Annotated in this window: 19 protein-coding genes; 12 read left to right on the top strand and 7 right to left on the bottom strand. The window is 31.3% G+C overall.

Annotation, left to right across the window (positions count from 1 at the left end; translation table 11 throughout):
- Nucleotides 1-3: 3 nt before the first annotated feature.
- From ACXAG4_RS14475 to ACXAG4_RS14430, 10 genes are read left to right on the top strand one after another with little or no spacing between them, the layout of a single operon-like run.
- Nucleotides 4-1,401: a hypothetical protein gene (locus ACXAG4_RS14475; protein WP_475296798.1), complete on the top strand. Its 1,398-nt coding sequence runs from the start codon at nt 4-6 to the stop codon at nt 1,399-1,401.
- Nucleotides 1,392-2,468: a glycosyltransferase family 4 protein gene (locus tag ACXAG4_RS14470; protein WP_475296797.1), complete on the top strand. Its 1,077-nt coding sequence runs from the start codon at nt 1,392-1,394 to the stop codon at nt 2,466-2,468. Before ACXAG4_RS14475 ends, ACXAG4_RS14470 begins: the two co-directional genes overlap by 10 nt.
- Nucleotides 2,465-3,607: a glycosyltransferase family 4 protein gene (locus tag ACXAG4_RS14465; protein WP_475296796.1), complete on the top strand. Its 1,143-nt coding sequence runs from the start codon at nt 2,465-2,467 to the stop codon at nt 3,605-3,607. The genes ACXAG4_RS14470 and ACXAG4_RS14465 overlap by 4 nt, the downstream gene beginning before the upstream one ends.
- On the top strand, nt 3,604-5,142 hold the full coding sequence (locus ACXAG4_RS14460) for a glycosyltransferase family 2 protein (RefSeq protein WP_475296795.1): 1,539 nt from the start codon (nt 3,604-3,606) through the stop codon (nt 5,140-5,142). The genes ACXAG4_RS14465 and ACXAG4_RS14460 overlap by 4 nt, the downstream gene beginning before the upstream one ends.
- Before the next feature lies 1 nt (nt 5,143).
- Nucleotides 5,144-6,145 carry a glycosyltransferase family 2 protein gene (locus ACXAG4_RS14455; RefSeq protein WP_475296794.1) on the top strand — a complete coding sequence of 334 codons (1,002 nt, stop codon included), beginning with the start codon at nt 5,144-5,146 and terminating at the stop codon, nt 6,143-6,145.
- Nucleotides 6,142-7,254 (top strand): glycosyltransferase family 4 protein, encoded by a 1,113-nt coding sequence (locus tag ACXAG4_RS14450; protein WP_475296793.1) that lies wholly within the window; start codon nt 6,142-6,144, stop codon nt 7,252-7,254. Before ACXAG4_RS14455 ends, ACXAG4_RS14450 begins: the two co-directional genes overlap by 4 nt.
- 2 nt (nt 7,255-7,256) lie before the next feature.
- Complete coding sequence (locus tag ACXAG4_RS14445; RefSeq protein ID WP_475296792.1) at nt 7,257-8,330, top strand: glycosyltransferase; 1,074 nt, start codon at nt 7,257-7,259, stop codon at nt 8,328-8,330.
- On the top strand, nt 8,330-9,691 hold the full coding sequence (locus tag ACXAG4_RS14440; protein ID WP_475296791.1) for an O-antigen ligase family protein: 1,362 nt from the start codon (nt 8,330-8,332) through the stop codon (nt 9,689-9,691). Before ACXAG4_RS14445 ends, ACXAG4_RS14440 begins: the two co-directional genes overlap by 1 nt.
- Before the next feature lie 15 nt (nt 9,692-9,706).
- Nucleotides 9,707-10,717, top strand: a complete 1,011-nt coding sequence (locus ACXAG4_RS14435) for a glycosyltransferase family 4 protein (RefSeq protein WP_475296790.1) — start codon at nt 9,707-9,709, stop codon at nt 10,715-10,717.
- Nucleotides 10,718-10,773: 56 nt separating this feature from the next.
- Nucleotides 10,774-12,165 (top strand): exopolysaccharide biosynthesis polyprenyl glycosylphosphotransferase, encoded by a 1,392-nt coding sequence (locus ACXAG4_RS14430; RefSeq protein ID WP_475296789.1) that lies wholly within the window; start codon nt 10,774-10,776, stop codon nt 12,163-12,165.
- A 16-nt stretch (nt 12,166-12,181) separates the two neighbouring features.
- Here ACXAG4_RS14430 and ACXAG4_RS14425 read toward each other — a convergent pair whose 3' ends face one another.
- Entirely contained in the window at nt 12,182-13,357 is a 1,176-nt protein-coding gene (locus ACXAG4_RS14425; RefSeq protein ID WP_475296788.1) for a lipoprotein N-acyltransferase Lnb domain-containing protein, read from the bottom strand.
- Entirely contained in the window at nt 13,357-14,427 is a 1,071-nt protein-coding gene (locus tag ACXAG4_RS14420; protein ID WP_475296787.1) for a putative type IX sorting system protein PorV2, read from the bottom strand. The genes ACXAG4_RS14425 and ACXAG4_RS14420 overlap by 1 nt, the downstream gene beginning before the upstream one ends.
- Before the next feature lie 117 nt (nt 14,428-14,544).
- On the opposite strand from ACXAG4_RS14420, the gene ACXAG4_RS14415 reads away from it, so the two are divergent.
- Nucleotides 14,545-15,270 carry a CDP-alcohol phosphatidyltransferase family protein gene (locus ACXAG4_RS14415; RefSeq protein ID WP_475296786.1) on the top strand — a complete coding sequence of 242 codons (726 nt, stop codon included), beginning with the start codon at nt 14,545-14,547 and terminating at the stop codon, nt 15,268-15,270.
- Nucleotides 15,271-15,279: 9 nt separating this feature from the next.
- Complete coding sequence (locus tag ACXAG4_RS14410) at nt 15,280-16,107, top strand: TerC family protein (RefSeq protein ID WP_475296785.1); 828 nt, start codon at nt 15,280-15,282, stop codon at nt 16,105-16,107.
- Here the strand turns inward: ACXAG4_RS14410 and ACXAG4_RS14405 are convergent.
- From ACXAG4_RS14405 to ACXAG4_RS14385, 5 genes are all read right to left on the bottom strand, one after another.
- On the bottom strand, nt 16,104-16,601 hold the full coding sequence (locus tag ACXAG4_RS14405; protein WP_475296784.1) for a hypothetical protein: 498 nt from the start codon (nt 16,599-16,601) through the stop codon (nt 16,104-16,106). The two genes, ACXAG4_RS14410 and ACXAG4_RS14405, sit on opposite strands and share 4 nt — an antisense overlap.
- 107 nt (nt 16,602-16,708) lie before the next feature.
- Nucleotides 16,709-17,449, bottom strand: coding sequence for an LPS export ABC transporter ATP-binding protein (gene lptB, locus ACXAG4_RS14400; RefSeq protein ID WP_475296783.1), 741 nt, complete (start codon nt 17,447-17,449; stop codon nt 16,709-16,711).
- Nucleotides 17,450-17,532: 83 nt separating this feature from the next.
- Nucleotides 17,533-17,877, bottom strand: a complete 345-nt coding sequence (locus ACXAG4_RS14395; RefSeq protein WP_475296782.1) for a carboxymuconolactone decarboxylase family protein — start codon at nt 17,875-17,877, stop codon at nt 17,533-17,535.
- The gene (tatC, locus tag ACXAG4_RS14390; RefSeq protein WP_475296781.1) at nt 17,870-18,694 is read right to left on the bottom strand and encodes a twin-arginine translocase subunit TatC; all 825 of its coding nucleotides are present in this window, start codon (nt 18,692-18,694) and stop codon (nt 17,870-17,872) included. The genes ACXAG4_RS14395 and tatC overlap by 8 nt, the downstream gene beginning before the upstream one ends.
- A complete protein-coding gene (locus ACXAG4_RS14385; RefSeq protein ID WP_475296780.1) occupies nt 18,694-19,659 on the bottom strand; it encodes a KpsF/GutQ family sugar-phosphate isomerase in 966 nt (321 codons plus the stop codon). Before ACXAG4_RS14385 ends, tatC begins: the two co-directional genes overlap by 1 nt.
- Nucleotides 19,660-19,746 lie beyond the last annotated feature (87 nt).

Here is a 19,746-nt window from a genome sequence, read left to right as displayed (position 1 = left end):
AATTTGCAACAAAAAGAATCAAAATTAGCTCTTGTAATTACAGACGGGGTTGGCTTTAGAAACTTCATTTTAAGTGATTTTTTAGATGATGCAACTCAGCATTTTGATGAGGTGGTCATTTTATCATGTTTACCAAAATCTGTATATAAAAAGCATACACAAGTAAAGATCATAGAACTTGATGTGTTTGAAGAAACTTTTAAAACCTGGTTTTTTAGAAAAGCCAAAGAGATTGCTCACCTTAAGTTGAATAAGGAAGGTAACTTTGGCATTTTAGATAATTTAAAAGCCAACCATTCTAAATTAAAGACTACAAGAGGATACGCCACTCGATTTATTTATAAGCTTACCACTCTATGTCATTCAGAAACTACCATACAACTGTTTCAAAAGCTACAAGATTTTACATTTAGGTATCATAGCATTACCAAAACCTATTTATCAATATTAGAAAAGGAGCAATTTAACTTGTTGTTCTTTACACACCAACGTCCGCCATATATAGCGCCTTTGGTATACGCTGCCAAAAAGAAACACATAAAAACAGCAGCATTTATATTTAGTTGGGATAATTTAGCATCAAAAGGCAGAATGGCTTCAAACTTTGATTATTACTTGGTTTGGAGTGATTTAATGAAGCGTGATTTGTTGAGGTTTTATAAGTCTGTTAAGGAAGCTACTGTTAAAGTTGTAGGAACACCGCAGTTTGTACCTTATGTAATGGATGTTTATAAGATGCAAGCATTTGAATTTTTTAATGAATTTGATTTGAACCCAAAATTAAAAAGCATTTGTTTTAGTTGCGGTGATATTTCAACCAGTAAAAATGATGAATTGTATATAGAAACCATAGCCAAAGCTATTGATGCAGGCCATATAGAACTTGTTAATTTTATAGTTAGAACTTCGCCAGCCGAAGACCCCATAAGGTTTAAGGAATTAGTTGAAAAATTCCCTTTTATAAAATGGCATTTTCCAAAATGGAAGCAGGTAAGAGCTAATCATCAAGAAGCATGGTCTCAACGTATTCCAACAATAGATGATGTAAAACAATTAAGAGCTTTATTAGAATATTCAGATTTAAATATCAATATGTTTTCTACTATGAGTTTAGATTTTATGATGTTTGACAAGCCTGTTATTAACCCTGTATTTGGAAATAAACATAATGGCTTATATGATGATCAGCGTTTTTTAAATTATGAGCATATTCAGCATTTAGTAAAGAGTAAGGCTAGTAAGGTTGTAAAAAATGAAGCAGCATTAATAAAAGCTATTTCAGAATGTTTATCGGGTATTGAAGGTTCTGAAAACAGAAAAGCATTTATTAATAAGCAATTAGGGGTTCCTTTAAAAGCAACTAATAAACAATTGGTTAATAGTTTATTTTCATGGGTTTAAATACAAAGAAAGTTGCCATTATATGTAATTATAAATTACTACCCAATAGAGTAGGAGGAATGGATTATTTTTTCTGGGCTTTTGATAAAACCTGTAAGGCTAATAATTTAGAGATTGATTGGTTTTTTCCTAATACTTCAAATCATGGCAATTATTCAAGTATGAATATCATGTTTCCAGATACGGACATGGTTTTAGAAACCTTTGTATTGCAAGCTGTTGAAGTTAAGTATGATGTGGTGTTTACTCACTTTGTAGAACTGTGTACTTCATTTTATTGTCAGCTTAAAAAGAAAACAAAAGCTAAAGTTATAGCCGTAGATCATAACCCAAGACCGCTTGGTGGCTACCCTTTAAAAAAACGACTAAAGAAACGTTTAAAGGGATGGTTGTATTCACGGTGTATAGACCAGTTTATCGGGGTTTCTAAATACACTACCAATGAGATATTTAGAGATTTTGGGAGCCATTTAAAAACGAAAACTTCGGTTATTTATAATGGAATTATTGTTAAAGATATTAAGCCCAATTTAAACCGAAATGTAATGCATCCTAAGTTTGTAGTAGTCTCTCATTTAAGAGCATCAAAAGGGATACAAGATTTAATTGATGCAGTAAATAAACTGCCAGAATCTATAAAAGAAAAACTTAAAATAGATATTTACGGTGAAGGCCCTTATGAATCTGAATTAAGGAAAAAGGTCAGTTTGTTTAAATTAGAAACGGTTTTTAATTTTAAAGGCAGTGTTCATAATCTTAATGAATTGTATTGCCTTTATGATTACATGATTCAACCTACCCATATGGAATGTTTTAGCTTATCTATTCTAGAAAGTTTAGCTGCCAATGTACCTGTAATTACAACACCTGTTGGTGGTAATTTAGAGGTGGTTAGGCATGGTGAGAATGGTTATATTTTTAAAGCTGAAGCTATTTTAGATTTAAAGGATATTATAGAGGCTGTTTATTTAGGTAAAGAACAGATAACAATAAATACTAGAATATTAATAGAAACGTCATTTTCTATAGATAATATGGTGACACAATATTTTAAACTTATTTCATGAAAATAGCATTTTTAACCCCAGAATTTCCACATCCTAAAACCGGTAAATTCGGCGGTATAGGGACTAGTATTTTTAATTTGTCTAAGGCGCTTGTGGGGTTAGGGCATGAGGTAAGTGTTATTATTTATGGTCAAGATGTTGATGCTTATTTTAAAGACAACCATATTCATTTTTATAAGGTAAAGAATATAAAAGTTATAGGTTTATCACTCTTACTCACTCAAAATAAGGTAGCACGTTTATTAAATTCGTTATATAAAAGTGGTAAGATTGATATTGTTGAAGCACCCGATTGGACGGGGTTTACTTCTTTTTTAAATATAAAATGTCCGTTAATTATCAGGCAAAATGGTAGTGATACTTATTTTTGTCATTTAGATAAGCGTCCCGTAAAATTTAAAAATAAATTTTTAGAAAAGCGTGCTTTAAAAAAAGCCGATGGCGTTATAAGTGTTAGTGCTTTTACGGGCCATTTAACCAATGAATTATTTGGACTTAATAGGGCGTTTACAGTGATACCTAACAGTATAGATGCCCATGCTTTTACGCCAGAACAACCCAAAAGCAAAACCTTGCGAATTCTTTATTTTGGGACTTTAATTAGAAAAAAAGGACTTTTTGAGCTTCCTGAAATTTTTAATTTAGTTAAAGAAAAACATGCAGACGTTGAATTGGTATTAGTAGGAAAAGATAGTGGCGATGTTAAAACCGGAGCACCTTCTACCTGGGAACTTATAAAACCCCTGTTTAGTAAAGCGGCCATAAAACAAGTTAATTACATGGGAGCTGTTAGCTATTCTGAAATTGAAGCCTTAATAAAAGAAGCCACCGTATGTGTGTTTCCTACGTTTGCTGAAGCTTTACCAGTATCTTGGTTAGAGGCTATGGCTATGGAAAAAGCTATTGTAGCTTCTAATATTGGGTGGGCAACAGAAATGATAGAGCATGGTAAAGAGGGCTTTTTGGTACATCCTACCAATCATAAAGATTATGCGGCATGTATTTTAGAGTTGTTGGAAAATTTAGAAAAACGACATCAGTTTGGAAAAGCGGCAAGAAAAAAGGTTGTCGAACAATTTAATCATGAACATGTAGCCCAACGTTCCGTTGATTTTTATAATAGCATTACAGTAAGTTGATACATTTTAAAGAACATATAGCACCAACAGGAGAAACTATACTCTACACGGGTAAGCCTCATATTGAATTGTTAAATACATTAGCTTTAGGCGAAGGAGATGTGTGGCATAGTGCCTTAGACCAAGGTTATAAAAATGCTTTTCCAGAGATTATTTATCAAACTGTGGTGTATTTTTGGTATGCTAACGATTTTGACAATATTGATACCTGCGTTAGTTGGCGTATTAATCCGCAGGCATTTGCTATACGTAAGCACGTTTGGGAAACATTTGGGGGTTTTGATTATGATTATGAGTCTACTCAAATGTCTGCTCTAGATTTTGGGTTTAATATATTAAGGTATCAAGGGGCTATTCCATTGTATGTAAAAGGTTTGTTTCCTTCTTCAAATGAAACAGTGCGTTTATCTACAAAAGATATTTATACGTTTTACAAGAAAAACTTTAAAAAAGCTCATAGTATTTATATGCTTTTCAGGCGCGGTTTTTGGAAACCCAAAGACCTACATAGTTATTTATTTGCTAATAAATATTATACGTTTAAACATAAGACTATACAGTTAGCACCTAGAACACTTCAGCCTATAAAGGGTTCGCCAAAGGTGAGTTATATAATTCCTACCATGCTACGTCAGGAGTTTACGCTAAATCTTTTGAACGATTTAGAACAACAAACCTATAAACCTTATGAGGTTATTGTAGTTGATGCTACTCCAAAAAATAAACGTAACGTTTCTTTGTATAATCCTGAAAACTATTCTTTTAAAGTGGTTTTTAAATGGCAAACCACCAAGGGTAGTTGTAGAGCAAGAAATGAGGCTCTAGCCTTATGTACAGGAGATTGTATAGTTTTTGGGGATGATGATATTAGAGTGCCGCCAGAATTTATTGAAAACCATATTAAATTACTACAAACTTATAATGCGGAAGCATGTAACGGACTAGATATTAGAGCCGATCATCAACAACAAGATTTAAACGATTTAACTATTAAATTAAACGCTTTAGGCGCACAACGTTGGAAGGTAGGTGCAAGTCAAAATTTTAGTAATGCTAATTCATGCGTATCTAAACGAGTTGTAGATATTTTGGTAGGCAACGATATAAATTATGATGGCGGTTATGGAGAAGATGCCGATTTTGGTTTAGAAATAACCAAACTAGGAGTTACCGTTTTACACAACCCTTTTTCGGTAAACCTCCATTTAAAACCACCTCAAGGCGGATATAGGTTTTGGGGGCAGCAAGCCGGTGTTAAAGGCAAGCAACGAAAACGACAACCGTGGGAATTGGATACTCCTGTGAAATGGATTGTGCCCAAGCCAAGCCCAACAATAATGTATCAACTGTTTAAGCACTATAGCAAAAGACAGCGTAAGGAATACAAAATCAAATATTTTGTGTTTTATTTTACTAAAGCACCTAAAGTAGCATGGTTTTTAAGGTTTATTAAACTTCCTATACGATTGCTTCAATTCAATAAATCTGTTTTTTATGCAAAAAAATTAATGGCTTTAGGTAAGCGTACCAAATGATATGAAATTTTCACTAGTTATATGTACATATTTGAGACCACAAGCGCTTTTAGAATTACTACATTCTGTAAAGGCTCAAACCTTATATCCTAATGAGATTATTATTGTTGATGGCTCTAACAATGATGATACAGGTATTCTTTTAAAAGAACATACGTTTAAACAACTTAAATATTTTAAAGTTGACGCTCATAATAGAGGTTTAACCAAACAACGAAACTTTGGGATTAAAAAGGTTTCAGTTGACTCTGAAGTTATTTGTTTTTTAGATGATGATATTATTTTAAAATCAGATTATTTTAATGCATTAATTTCAACTTATACAAAAGAACCAGAAGCTTTGGCAGTAGGAGGTTATATAACTAATGAAGTCCATTGGGAGCATTCTGATAAGACAGACCATAGTAATTATTTTTATTATGATGGTTGGAAACGAAAGGAGCCTTTGCGTTTTAGGATAAGGCGAACCTTAGGTTTGCTGCCAGATGCTAAACCGGGTTATATGCCTACATTTTCTCATGGGCGTTCGGTGAGTTTTTTACCACCATCGGGCAAAATTTATCAGGTAGAACAAATTATGGGAGGTGTGTCGTCTTACAAAAAAGAGGTTTTTAAAACCATGCAGTTTTCAACCTATTTTGAAGGTTACGGATTGTATGAAGATGCCGATTTTTCATTGCGATTATCAAAAAAGGGCAATCTTTATGTAAATACTGCCGCACAATTAGAGCATCATCACAATATATCAGGGAGACCTAATAAACTCAAGTATGGTAAAATGGTGATAAGAAATGGCTGGTATGTTTGGCGGGTTAAATACCCCAAACCTTCTATTAAGGCTCAACTAAAATGGCATGCTACCGCTTTTTTATTAACCCTTATTAGATTTACCAACATATTAACAAGCAATAGCCATAGAAGACAAGAAGCTTTTACAGAAAGTTTAGGGCGATTTATAGGTTGGGTTTCATTAATTTTTAGTAAACCAAAAGTGAAACCATGAGATTTTTAATAATAACACATGTTCTACATAAAAAAAATAATGAAGATTATTTTGGTTATGCGCCTTACGTAAGAGAAATGAATTTGTGGTTAAACCATGTGGATGAGTTTCATGTTGTTGCTCCCTTAACAAAGGATGCTATTTCTGATATTGATTTAGCTTATAAACATGCTTCATTACATTTTACAGAGGTTCCTCAAGTTTCATTTATATCGGCTATAAGCGCAATACGTTCTGTTTTTAAATTTCCAACTATTTTGTATGCTATTTATAAGGCTTGTAAAAAAGCAGATCACATACATTTAAGATGCCCTGGAAATATTGGTTTGTTGGGGTGTTTAGTGCAAATATTATTTCCTAAGAAGATAAAAACTGCCAAATATGCTGGTAATTGGGATCCCAAAGCTAACCAACCATTAAGTTATAAACTACAAAAATGGATTTTGAGCAATACATTTTTAACCAAGAATATGCAGGTTTTGGTTTATGGGTATTGGGAACATCAAACAAAAAATATTAAACCGTTTTTTACAGCATCCTTTTATAAAAATGAAATAGAAGTTTTAAAACCTAAAGATTATTCAAAAACATTAAACATGGTGTTTATAGGTAGTTTGGTTGAAGGAAAAAATCCGCTTTTTGCCATAAAGCTTGTTGAGCAACTTATAAAACAAGGAAAACGTGTTTGTTTAAATATGTATGGTGATGGTGTTTTAAAACAAGAATTACAAGACTATATAGACTGTAAAAATTTAAAAACATCTGTTTTTTTACATGGAAACCAAACAAAAGAAATTATAAAAACTGCCCTGAAACAAGCACATTTTTCTATATTACCATCAAAATCTGAAGGTTGGCCAAAGGCAATTGCCGAATCTATGTTTTATGGCGTTATTCCTATTGCAACAAAAGTATCTTGTTTGCCTTATATGTTAGATTTTGGCAATAGAGGTATTTTAATTGAACTTGAATTAAATAGTGCTTTGAATGCTTTTTTGAACTATTTAAATTCTAAGGATTTATTAAAAATATCAGAATTAGCTAAACAATGGTCGCAGCAATATACTTTAGATGTTTTTGAAGCTGAAATAAAAACTTTATTACACTAATTATGAAAGTACTTCAATTAGTAGATTCTTTAGATGTTGGCGGTACAGAGCGCGTTGCCGTTAACATTGCTAATGCGTTATCTACTAAAATTGAAGCATCTTTTTTGTGCGCAACCCGTAAAGAAGGTATACTTAAACAAAGTTTAAATGCAGATGTTGGTTATCTGTTTTTAAACAAAAAATCTACTTTTGATGTTTCAGCATTAAAAACATTAAAACATTACGTAAAGCAAAATAACATAAGCATAATACATGCACATTCAAGTTCATTTTTCTTAGCAGTTTTAGTAAAGTTATGGCATTCAAAAGTTAAAATTATTTGGCATGATCATTACGGAAATAGTGCCTTTTTAAATAACAGAAAATCAAAAGTACTAAAACTAGCATCTTATTTTTTTGAGCATGTTTTATGTGTAAATGAAACTCTAAAAAAATGGGCAATAAGTAATTTACATTGTAAGCACGTAAATTTTTTGCCAAATTTTGCTGTTTCGGTTTTAAATAAACCAGAAACAATATTGAAAGGTATTGAAGGAAAACGTCTTGTACATTTAGCAAATTTAAGACCTCAAAAAGATCATAAAACACTATTAGAGGCGTTTGCTATTTTAGTTAAAAATAATCCCAATTGGACATTACATTGTGTTGGTAAAAATTTCAATGATGATTACAGCAAACAAGTTAAACAACAAATTAAAATTTTGAAACTTGAAGAGCATGTATTTTTATACGGAAGCAAGCCTGATGTTGAGCATATTTTAAAGCAGAGTACCATAGGTGTATTATCTTCAAAATCTGAAGGCATGCCCTTAGCATTGTTAGAATATGGCATAGCAAATTTACCTAGTGTAGCAACCAATGTAGGCGATTGTAAAAAAGTTGTAAGCTCACAAACTGAAGGTTTCTTAGTAGAAAAGCAAAATAGTGAAGCCTTGGCTAAAGCTATTTCAAAACTCATAAATAACGAAGGGTTGCAAGCAAAATTAGCTCAAAATTTACATAAAAAAGTAACTCAAAATTTTTCTGAAAAAGCAATAATAAATAAACTTGTAACTATTTATAAGCAGTACGTTTAATGAAACTAAACTTATATTATAAATTATTAATATTTCATGTATGTTTAGGACTTTTGGTGTTTGCACTAAGGCCTTTTGCAACGGTTTATTTTTTGTTTATATCTGCTTTTTTAGGATATAAAATCATTAAAGTTTCAAAAAAAAACAAAGTATTTTATGTGTTGTTAGCTTGTGCCTATATTGTTGGTGCTGAGGTGTTTTTAAGAATGAATAACGGTACCATATTTTATGAAGCTAGCAAGTATTTAGTAATAATATACGTGCTTTTGGGTATGTTTAGTGTAAGCTTTACTAATAAAGCATTTTCATATGTACTATATATTTTATTCCTTTTACCCGGTATTTTTGTGGCAGTAACCCAAATGGGTTTTGAAACGAACATACGTAAGGCTATAGCCTTTAATTTAAGTGGCCCCATATGTTTAGGCTTGGTAGCTGTATTTTGCTTCGGAAAAACAGTCACCTTCAAGCAAATACGTGTAATCTTGTTGGGGTTTTTAATGCCTTTGGTAAGCATGACGGTATATTTGTTTTTGTTTACGCCAGATGTTAGTGCTGTTATAGATGGAACAGGCTCAAATTTTGCAACTTCAGGTGGTTTTGGTCCCAACCAAGTAGCTACTGTTTTAGGCTTAGCTATGTTTGTACTTGCAGTACGCTTTTTTATGTCTAAAGAAGCCTGGTTATTTAAGCTTATAGATTTGGCTATTTTGGCGCTTGTAGGCTTTAGAGCTATTGTAACTTTTAGCAGAGGGGGCGTTTTAACAGCAGCCATAATGGTAGCGGCCTTTATTGGGTTGTATTACTTAAAAGTGAATTTAAAAAAGAAATTTGAAATAAAATTTTCATTGTTATTTTTTGTAGGCGCAGTTCTATTTATGTGGTTTATAAGCTCAGTGCAAACAAGCGGATTAATTGATAAGCGTTATGCAAACCAAGATGCCAAAGGCAGATCAAAAGAAGATGTAACCACAGGAAGATCTGATTTATTGGCTTTTGAACTTAAAGAATTTATAGATAATCCGTTTTTTGGTATTGGCGTAGGTAAAGTAAAAGAAGTTCGTTTTAATCAAACCGGTGTTGTAGCTGCATCACATAACGAAATGAGCCGTATTGTAGCAGAACACGGTTTGTTTGGCGTAGTTGCTTTTCTAATTTTACTTATTACACCATTAACTTTAAGATTAAAAAACCGGTCTAATATTTTTTTCTATTCGTTTTATGCATTTTGGTTGTTAACAATAAATCATTCTGCAATGCGTATTGCAGCTCCCGCATTTATTTATGGTTTAACATTGTTAAATGTGAAATATGATATTCCTAAAAGGAAATTAAAACCTGTAAATAACAGTTTAAAGTAGTTATATTTTGTAATAATGAAAAATATACTTTACATAGGTAATAAATTACAGTCTGTTAATAATACAGTAACAACAATTGATACCCTAAGTAAGCATTTAAAGCAAGAAGGCTATCACGTAATAACTGCTTCAAATAAAAAACAACAACTGTATCGTATGTTAGATATGTTATTTCATATTGTGAAACATAAAAATAATATAGACTATGTTTTAATTGATACTTACAGTACTTTAAATTTTTACTACGCTTATTTTAGTAGTTTACTTTGTAGGTTTTTTAAGTTGAAATACATACCCATTTTACATGGTGGAAATTTACCCGAGCGCTTAAAAAAATCGCCTAAATTATCAAAAGCTATTTTTAATAACGCTTATATAAATGTGGCACCATCAGCATATACAAAACATCATTTTGAAACATTTGGTATTACTAATATCACTTGTATTCCTAACAGTATTCAATTAGAAAATTATCCGTTTGAAAAAAAACAAATACATGGTGTAAAGCTCCTATGGGTGCGGTCTTTTTCAAAAATATATAATCCAGAATTAGCAGTTCATATTTTAAAACAATTACAAAACGAAGGCATAAATACCAGTTTATGTATGGTTGGGCCTGAGAAAGATGGAAGTTTAAAAAAAGTTAAAAATTTAGCCAATAAGTTAAGCGTTGAGGTCACATTTACGGGTAAATTAGAAAAGCAAGATTGGATTAATCTTTCAAAAAACTACAACATTTTTATAAATACAACACATTTTGATAACATGCCTGTAAGTGTAATTGAAGCTATGGCTTTAGGCTTGCCAGTAATATCAACCAATGTTGGAGGCATTCCTTTTTTAATTTCAAATAAAGAAAACGGTATTTTAGTTGAAGCAAATAATACACAGGCTTTTGTTAAAGCCATAAAGTTTTTAATAAATAGCCCTAATGAAGTTTGTAATATAACGCATAATGCATTGAAAACAGTTGAACATTTTAACTGGGATGTTGTAAAATATGCATGGTTTAAAATTTTATCATAATAGTTAATTGCGCAAACTTTATATCTTTACAGCAAACTAATTTTCTTTTTCGGTTTATGGCAAAAGGCAGTATACACTTTAATATATCTGAACGTAAGGTGTTGTTGCGTGTTTTTGATGTACTTTCGGTACTTACAATACTGTATTTTTTAGGTTATTCTTTTCATTTTGATTATTTCACTATAACCCAAGAAAACTGGCGTTGGGTGTTTGTTTTAATAGTGTATTTATCACTTTTTGGATCTATTTTTGAAATGTACGATTTACAAAAATCTAGCCGTATAGAAAAAATTTCAACAAGTGTTGTTTTTACAGTTTCTACAACCGTATTGTTTTATTTGCTAACACCATATTTTACTCCGGTTTTACCCGATAATAGATTGCAAATAGTATACTTTTATTTTGCCATTTTAATAGCATTAATTTTATGGCGTTTAGCGTATATAAATTTTATAGTATCACCTAGGTTTTACAGAAAAGCCCTAATAGTTGGTGAAACATCATACATTGAAACTATTATTGAAGCTTTTAAAGATGCAGATCCTAATTATAAAATTGTGGGTTTTGTGAATTGTGAAGCTAATAGTAAAGAATCTATAAAGTTTAACGGCGTAAAAGAATACAACCCAAAAGATTTAAAAGCATTGGTTGCTAAAGAAAATATTTCTGAAATTGTAGTAGCCAGTTATAATGCTGAAACTATTACATATGAAATTTACTATGCGCTTATATCTTTGTTAGAAGATGGTATTCCAATACGAGAGTACACTCATGTTTATGAAGATTTAACCGAGCGTATACCTGTACAATTTGTTGGTAAAGATTTTTATAAATATTTTCCGTTTAGCCGAAGTAACCAAAATAAAATGTACTTGTTTTTTCGTAGGTTTTTTGATGTGTTTGTTGCAGTAATAGGTTTGTTTTTCGGTCTGTTTTTTTTACCAATAGTTTTAATTGGTAATATTTTAGCTAATAGAGGGCCGCTGTTTTACACACAAGAGCGTATAGGTAAAAACGGAAAACCTTTTAATATTATTAAATACAGAACCATGATAAAAAATGCCGAAAAAGATGGCATTGCTTGGGCTAAAAAAAATGATACGCGTGTAACGCCTTTTGGAAGGTTTTTAAGGCATTCACGCTTAGATGAAATTCCGCAGTTTATAAATATTTTAAAAGGTGATATGAGTTTAATTGGGCCAAGACCAGAACGACCTTTCTTTGTAAAAGAACTATCAAAAATGTTGCCTTTTTATGAAACACGCCACATAATAAAACCAGGTTTAACAGGTTGGGCACAAGTAAAAACACGTTACGGCTCTTCTGTTGATGATAGTTTATTAAAACTTCAATACGATTTGTATTATATTAAACGTCGTAGTTTTTTATTAGATATAAATATTATAATAAAAACACTAAGCACCATTATATTTTTTAGAGGGCAGTAGTAAAGTAAACTATTAATTATTGCTGTTTTTTTGAAAAGTGCTTTGTTAAAAATACATACCTAATAAACAACGCAATTAGCAGTGGTATTAAGCCAATTGCAAATACTTGTACACCAATAATCCAGTGTAAGGTTAAAAGGCATAACATAATTATTAAAAAGTTTAGGTATTTAGTAAACCATGGTTTAACATGTTTTTTTGTTAATTGAAAAACCATAAAAATATTTAAAGCAAAAGCCCATAGTAAATTATAGTTTTGGTGTGTGCCAGTATGGTCTGTAGCAAACCAAAGTAGTAAAATTAAAACACCAGCAAGCCCCGTAAAAATAAATAGTACAACATCTAACCAAGTGGTTCTTTTTTGTTTTTTAAAATCGGTATAGGTAATAAAAATAATAATACTTGCTAAAATACTAAATACAAATAACGGACTTGTTAAAAACGAATTTGATGTTTTTACATCTTTCCGTTTATAAATTATATGCGTTTTTTTAACTAGCGGTTGGTTGGTTGTTTTATGAGTTGCTGCTTCAAAAAACTTATAAATATTTTCAGGTAAAAACATATGTTGTTCGGCGGTGGCTTTTCTATCAATTACAGAGCCTAAAGCAATGTCTATACCCAAACTTCCCCATGTATTTTTGTTTACATTATCGTAAATTAAGGTTCTAAAAGTTTTTTCGGTATAACTATCAGGTAAGTTAAAAGTAATATTTTTGTTTGTAGCAATATTGGTTACATCTTTAATTTTTGTGGCACAATTATCAAAAAAGAACTCATATAAATAGCCTCGGTTTTCAGGTTTGTAATTGGTAATTAAGTAATTGTATAGTTGTTGTTTTTCGCTTTGCGATATATTTAAAACTTGTTCTTTTAATGTGCGGTTTAGGTAAACATAAATTTTATAAAATCTACTAAAATTATCTTTACTCATTAAGTAATTTAGTTTGCCTTGGGCAAATTTTAAATAGAAATTAGGGGCATCAAAATCATATTCACCGTAGCCATAAACAACGTCTATTTTGTTTTCAGGGTCTCTAACTCTAAAAGCACTATGCCCAAAGGCATCGTTTAATGCGTTTCCGGGGCCAGCAGTTAATATGCTAATTTCGGCAGTGTTTGATAGAGTGATTTCTTGTGAAAATGTGAACGATGTAAAAATTAAAAAAAGAAAAAGTAGTTGTTTTGCCATTATCTAAAAATACTAAAATCTAGTTTTAATGAAAATACGTTTGAGTATAGTGCAACACTTTGGTCTCCAATATCAGTAAAGGCATAATCTACTTGAATACCATTGTATTTAAAGCCTAAACCAAAACTAGGTTGAAAGGTTAATTGTTCAGAATTATCAATTTGTAATTCGTTTTGAAAATTACCCATGCCAGCACGTAAGTAAACCATATCAATATAGCCAAATTCAAAACCTAAAGCAGGGTTTATACTGGCAAATGATGTTGAAATGATATCGTTATTTTCTTCAAACCTAACATTTAAATTGGCAGCGGCTAAAAGTGTATAATCATAGTTAAAATCGAATTTTTTAGAAATACCTATTTGTAATTTAGGAATGGTAATTTCGGTAGTTTCTGGCAATTCTTGATTTTGCCCTTCAACAGCATCTCTAATAGTTTCAAATTCAGTTTCATCAATAGCCCACGCGTTAAAAGTTGTGGTAATATCACGGCCCATAATTCCAAACTTCCAATTATTATTAGTTTCAAATTGTACAGCAGCATCAAAGCCAAAACCCCATGATGATGCAAAATCTCCAATAATACGCCTAATTACCTTTGCATTTATACCATAGTTTAAGCCTTGAACGGGTAGTTTTCGGGCGTATGAAAATGTTAGGCCATAATCGGCAGTAGAAAAAAGACTAATTCTGTCATAATTAATATTGCCTTGTTCATCAATAAGTTGGGTGGTGTTTAAAATATCATCAACAGCAAACCTTATTAATGAAATGGCCATAGCGCTTCTGTCGTCAAGCGGCATAGCATAAGCGGCATAATCATAATTAGCAATATTTGCAAAATAACTAGAATGCATTAAGGCAAGTTGGTTGTCTTCTAAGGCTAGTAAACCCGCAGGATTCCAATAGCCTGCATTAACATCGGCGGTATGCGAGGTAACAGCGCCACTCATACCCAAAGCAGCAGCATCTACACCAATATTCATAAACTCATTAGAGTATTTTCTAGTGGTTTGACTGAAAACGGCAAAAAATACCAAACAAAAAAGTGTACTTAAATAAACTTTCAACTGCAATTTTTTTACAAAGATGCACATAATTTACAAACCTATAAACTTGAATTTATATTAGATATTGCTTGTAACTAAAATTGTTTGTTATTTTTACCACAAATTATAATACATTTTATGAAGCGATACATACCTAATGCTCTTACACTTTTAAACCTTTTAAGCGGATGTATTGCGGCTATATTTGCTGTTAATGGTAATTTTACTTGGGCGGCATATTTTGTTTTTTTAGGCATTTTCTTTGATTTTTTTGACGGTTTTGCTGCCAGAAAACTTAATGTACAAAGTGAAATAGGTTTACAGCTAGATTCTTTAGCCGATGTTGTAACCAGTGGTTTAGTACCAGGAATTGTAATGTTTAAGTTGTTTGAACTTGTTGAAGCAGATTGGGGTACTTTAAATTTTGAAAACGAATTTAACCTGCCTTTTTTACCAATTTTAGGGCTTGCCATAACCTTAGCCTCGGCATATAGGCTTGCAAAGTTTAATGTAGATACAGAACAGCAAACATTTTTTAAAGGCTTGCCAACACCAGCAAATGCCTTACTTATAATATCATTACCGTTAATAATAGAGTTTCAAAATAATGATGCTATAAATGCTATTATTTTGAACAAATATTTTTTAATAGCTCTAACAATTTTAAGCTGTTGGCTACTAAACTCTGGTATAAGACTATTTGCTTTAAAGTTTAAAAATTGGAATTTTAAAGAAAACGCTACACGCTATATTTTTATAATACTTTGCGTTGTATTGCTTGTTGTGCTTAAGTTTGCAGCCATTCCTTTAATTATTTTATTGTACATAGCCATGTCTGTTTTAAACAATTTAACCTCAAAATAACATTTAAAAATGCTAGGAATTATTTTTACCCTTTTAATGCTTGTATTATTACAAGCTGTATTAGGTTTTGACAATTTATTATACATTTCATTAGAATCTAAAAAAGCCCCACAAAACGACCAAAAACGTGTTAGAAAAGTTGGTATTTTAATTGCCATAGCATTACGCATTGTTTTACTATTTGTTTTAGTATCATTAATAAGCTATTTTCAAGAACCATTTTCATTTTTATCTGGCGGAATAGATGGTGTTGCTCATTTTGCTTTTAACGGCCACAGTTTGATAGTTTTAGCAGGTGGCGGTTTTATAATTTATACGGCTATTAAAGAAATTTGGCATATGATTTCTTTAAAAGATTTAGATCATGATGTTGAAAATGATGAGGCAGATAAAGGAAAAAAATCATCAAATGCTGTTATAGCAAGTATTGTGTTAATGAATTTAGTGTTTTCTTTTGATTCTATTTTGGCTGCTATTGGGCTTACAAGTGAAATAGAAAATGCAACAACAGCATTTATAGTTATGGCCATTGCTATTGTAATTAGCGGATTATTAATGCTGTTTTTAGCCGATAGAATATCAGTGTTTTTAGCTAAAAATAGAATGTATGAAGTACTAGGATTATTCATACTTTTTATTGTTGGAATTATGCTAGTTACTGAAGGAGGGCATTTAGCGCATCTTGAATTATTTGGTAATCATATAGTACCTATGAGTAAAACTACCTTTTATTTTGTGCTGGCTGTATTGGTAATTGTTGATGTTGTGCAAGGGCGTTACCAAAAGAAATTATTAAAAGAAAAGGCAAAAGAAGAATTGAATAAAAAGGAGTATTAATTGTAAAGATTTGAAAATTTATAAAATAACGGATACCTTTCTTCCGAAATACTGTCAATTCTTTTTATGACAAATTTTCTCAATGGAACATAATTATAATAACCTAACATATTCATTAAATCAACTTTTGAATCTCTTTTCATTAAAAAATCATTAGAGTTAGTGTATATATGAGCTAACACAAATGTTTTTTTTCCAAGTTCCGATTTAATAAAGTTATTATGTTTTCTGTTATTGAAAAGTCTAATAACAGAATCAAACAAAAACTCTTTTTTGTGGTTGTTTTTTATCCATTCATTTTTATATTGAACGTATTCTTTTGAGGTAGTATCTAAAAGAAAATGATGGAATTCTAACCCATCTTTATATGTGAGGTTCTTAAATTCAGCTTTATCAGTATCCTTAAAATCAGGGTTTTTAATAGTTTCTTGAATCGATTCGTATATGTACTTAAACTCAGAATCCTTTTGTAATTCATGATTTAATTCATCCAAGGTAAGTTTTTCAAGAATAGATTTTTCTAGAGGATTAGAACAACTGAGAAATATAAAAGTCGTCAACAAAACAATAAGTCATCTCATTGTTATATTTTTTAGTTAGATTAATCTCTAATTTTTTTCTTTCTAAGTTCAAAATTCTGGCCTAAATATACTTTACGCACCATGGCATCACTAGCAAGATCTTCTGGAATACCATGTTTTAAAATACCACCTTCAAACATTAAATAGGTTCTGTCTGTAATTGCTAAAGTTTCTTGTACGTTGTGGTCTGTAATTAAAATACCTATATTTTTTTTGGTAAGTTGTGCTACAATACGTTGAATATCTTCAACAGCAACAGGGTCTACACCAGCAAAAGGCTCATCTAATAAAATAAAATTAGGGTCTGTAGCAAGAGCGCGGGCAATTTCAGTTCTTCGGCGTTCACCACCCGATAATAAATCGCCTCGGTTTTTTCTAATATGGCCTAAGCTAAATTCTTCAATTAAAGATTCCATTTTCATGCGTTGTTCTTTTTTGCTTAATTTGGTAAGTTGCAAAACGCTTAAAATATTATCTTCAATACTTAATTTTCTAAAAACCGAAGCTTCTTGAGCCAAATACCCAATACCGTTTTGGGCACGCTTATACATGGGGAATTTTGTTATTTCAGTATTATCTAAAAAAATGTGTCCGCCATTAGGTTTAATTAACCCAACAATCATGTAAAAAGAGGTGGTTTTACCAGCACCGTTAGGCCCTAATAATCCAACAATTTCACCTTGTTTTACTTCAAGAGAAACATCTTTAACAACTTTTCGTCCGTTATAGGACTTCATTAAGTTTTCAGCTTTTAAAATCATACTTGCAATAACGTAATTTTTATTTAATTGAAAAAGTGTTATACAACGCTAAACGCCTTTGTGGCTTTAAAATTGTTAAATAACTAGTTTTCTTGTAAGGCATCCCAAAACTCATACGCGCGTCTTAAATGCGGAATTACAATAGTGCCGCCAACTAAGGTTGCAATACTTAAGGCTTCAACAACTTGCTCTTTTGTTAAACCTTCTTTATGGCAGCTTTCTAAATGATATTTTACGCAATCATCACAACGTAAAACGGCCGATGCTACTAAACCAAGTAGTTCTTTTGTTTTTACATCTAAAGCGCCTTCTGCGTATGCGTTGGTATCTAAATTAAAAATACGTTTTATTATTTTGTTGTTGTCGTTTAATATTTTGTCGTTCATTTTAGAACGATATTCATTAAATTCGTTTACTATATCAGACATTTTTGGCTTCTTTTCGTTTTTGATTTCTAACTACAATTTTAGAAATGTAAATGCTTACTTGGTATAAAATTAATATTGGAATGGCTACTATTACTTGGCTAGCAATATCTGGCGGTGTAATTACAGCCGAAAGTATTAAAACAATTACCAAGGCATATTTTCTGTACTTTTTTAAGGTTTGAGGTGTTACTAAACCAACTTTAGTTAAAAAATAGATAATTATTGGCAATTCAAAAATTAAACCAGAGGCTAGTACAGATGATCGTACTAAACCAATGTATGAGCTTATATCTATTTGGTTATCAACAATATCGGCAACGCTGTAATTTGCTAAAAAGTTTATAGATAGTGGTGTAACTATGTAGTAACCAAATAAAACACCTATAAAGAATAATAATGATGAAATGATTATAAAACCTCTAGAGTGTTTACGCTCATTGTCATGCAAGCCTGGGCTTATAAATTTCCAGAGTTGATAAATTATATAGGGGAAAGAAATAACAAAACCACCTAAAATGGCGGTCCAAATATCGGCCGAAAATTGTCCGGCCATGGTGCGGTTTTGTATTATAATTGGTATTTTTTCGTTACAAAATGTGGTGGTTACATCAATATAAGTAGCTGCTTTACATAAAAAATTATATGTTGGAAAACTCATATCTAACGGTGCAAAAATAATAGACTTAAAAATAAATCTACTAAAAACAAATGCTAAAGTAGCTACAATAATTACCGCTAAACAAATTCGTATTAAATGCCATCTTAAATCTTCAAGATGATCTAAAAAAGACATCTCGTTTATATTTTTTTTAGCCATTATATAATACCTTCTTTTATTAAATCATGTAAATGTACAACGCCTGCATAATTACCATTACTTTCAACAAGTAGTTGCGATATGCCTTTTTCTTCCATAATATCTAACGCATCAACCGCCATAGTATCAGCATCAACTCGTTTTGGGTTTGTGCTCATAATATCTTTGGCCGTTAGTGTTGTGAAGTCAATATTTTTGCTTAGCATACGTCTAATATCACCATCGGTAATAATACCTACAATTTTATTGTTTTCAACTACAGCCGAAACACCTAAGCGTTTTTCGGTAATTTCAACAATAACATCTTTTACGTTGGCACTGGGTTTTACTTGAGGCTTTTCGCTAATTGACGAAATGTTTTCAACCCTTAAATATAATTTTTTGCCAAGTGAACCACCTGGGTGGTATTTAGCAAAATCTTTACTAGAAAACCCGCGCATTTCAAGTAAGCAAATAGCTAAAGCGTCGCCAATAACTAATTGGGCTGTAGTGCTTGTAGTAGGTGCTAAATTGTTTGGGCAAGCTTCTTTTTCAACATAAGCATTTAAAATAAAATCTACGTGTTGTGCTAAAAAAGAATGTGTGTTGCCTGTAATAGCAATCATTTTGTTTTTTGCGCTTTTTATTAAAGGAACTAGTACTTTAATTTCGGGCGTATTACCGCTTTTTGATATACAAATAACTACATCATCTTCTAAAATTAGGCCTAAATCGCCATGAATGGCATCGGCAGCGTGCATAAAAATAGCAGGTGTACCCGTAGAGTTTAATGTAGCTACAATTTTTTGAGCTATTATGGCACTTTTACCAACACCAGTAATTATAACTCGCCCTTTAGAGTTGTATATAAGCTTTACAGCTTCTTCAAAATCATTTGTAATTAAGCTTGAAAGATTTAATATGGCTTTACTTTCTGCTTCAATAGTTTGTTTAGCAATTTTTATAATAGAATTCTCGCTATTCAAAATTTATATGGTTTTAGTTGATGCTTTTAAAGAATTTCTTATCTTTAAAGGTATTCAAATTTAAATTTTGTTGTATTTTGGTTTTTC

The sequence above is a fragment of the Seonamhaeicola sp. ABD4_175 genome (assembly GCF_056160885.1).
This window is presented reverse-complemented; position numbering and strand designations above follow the sequence as displayed.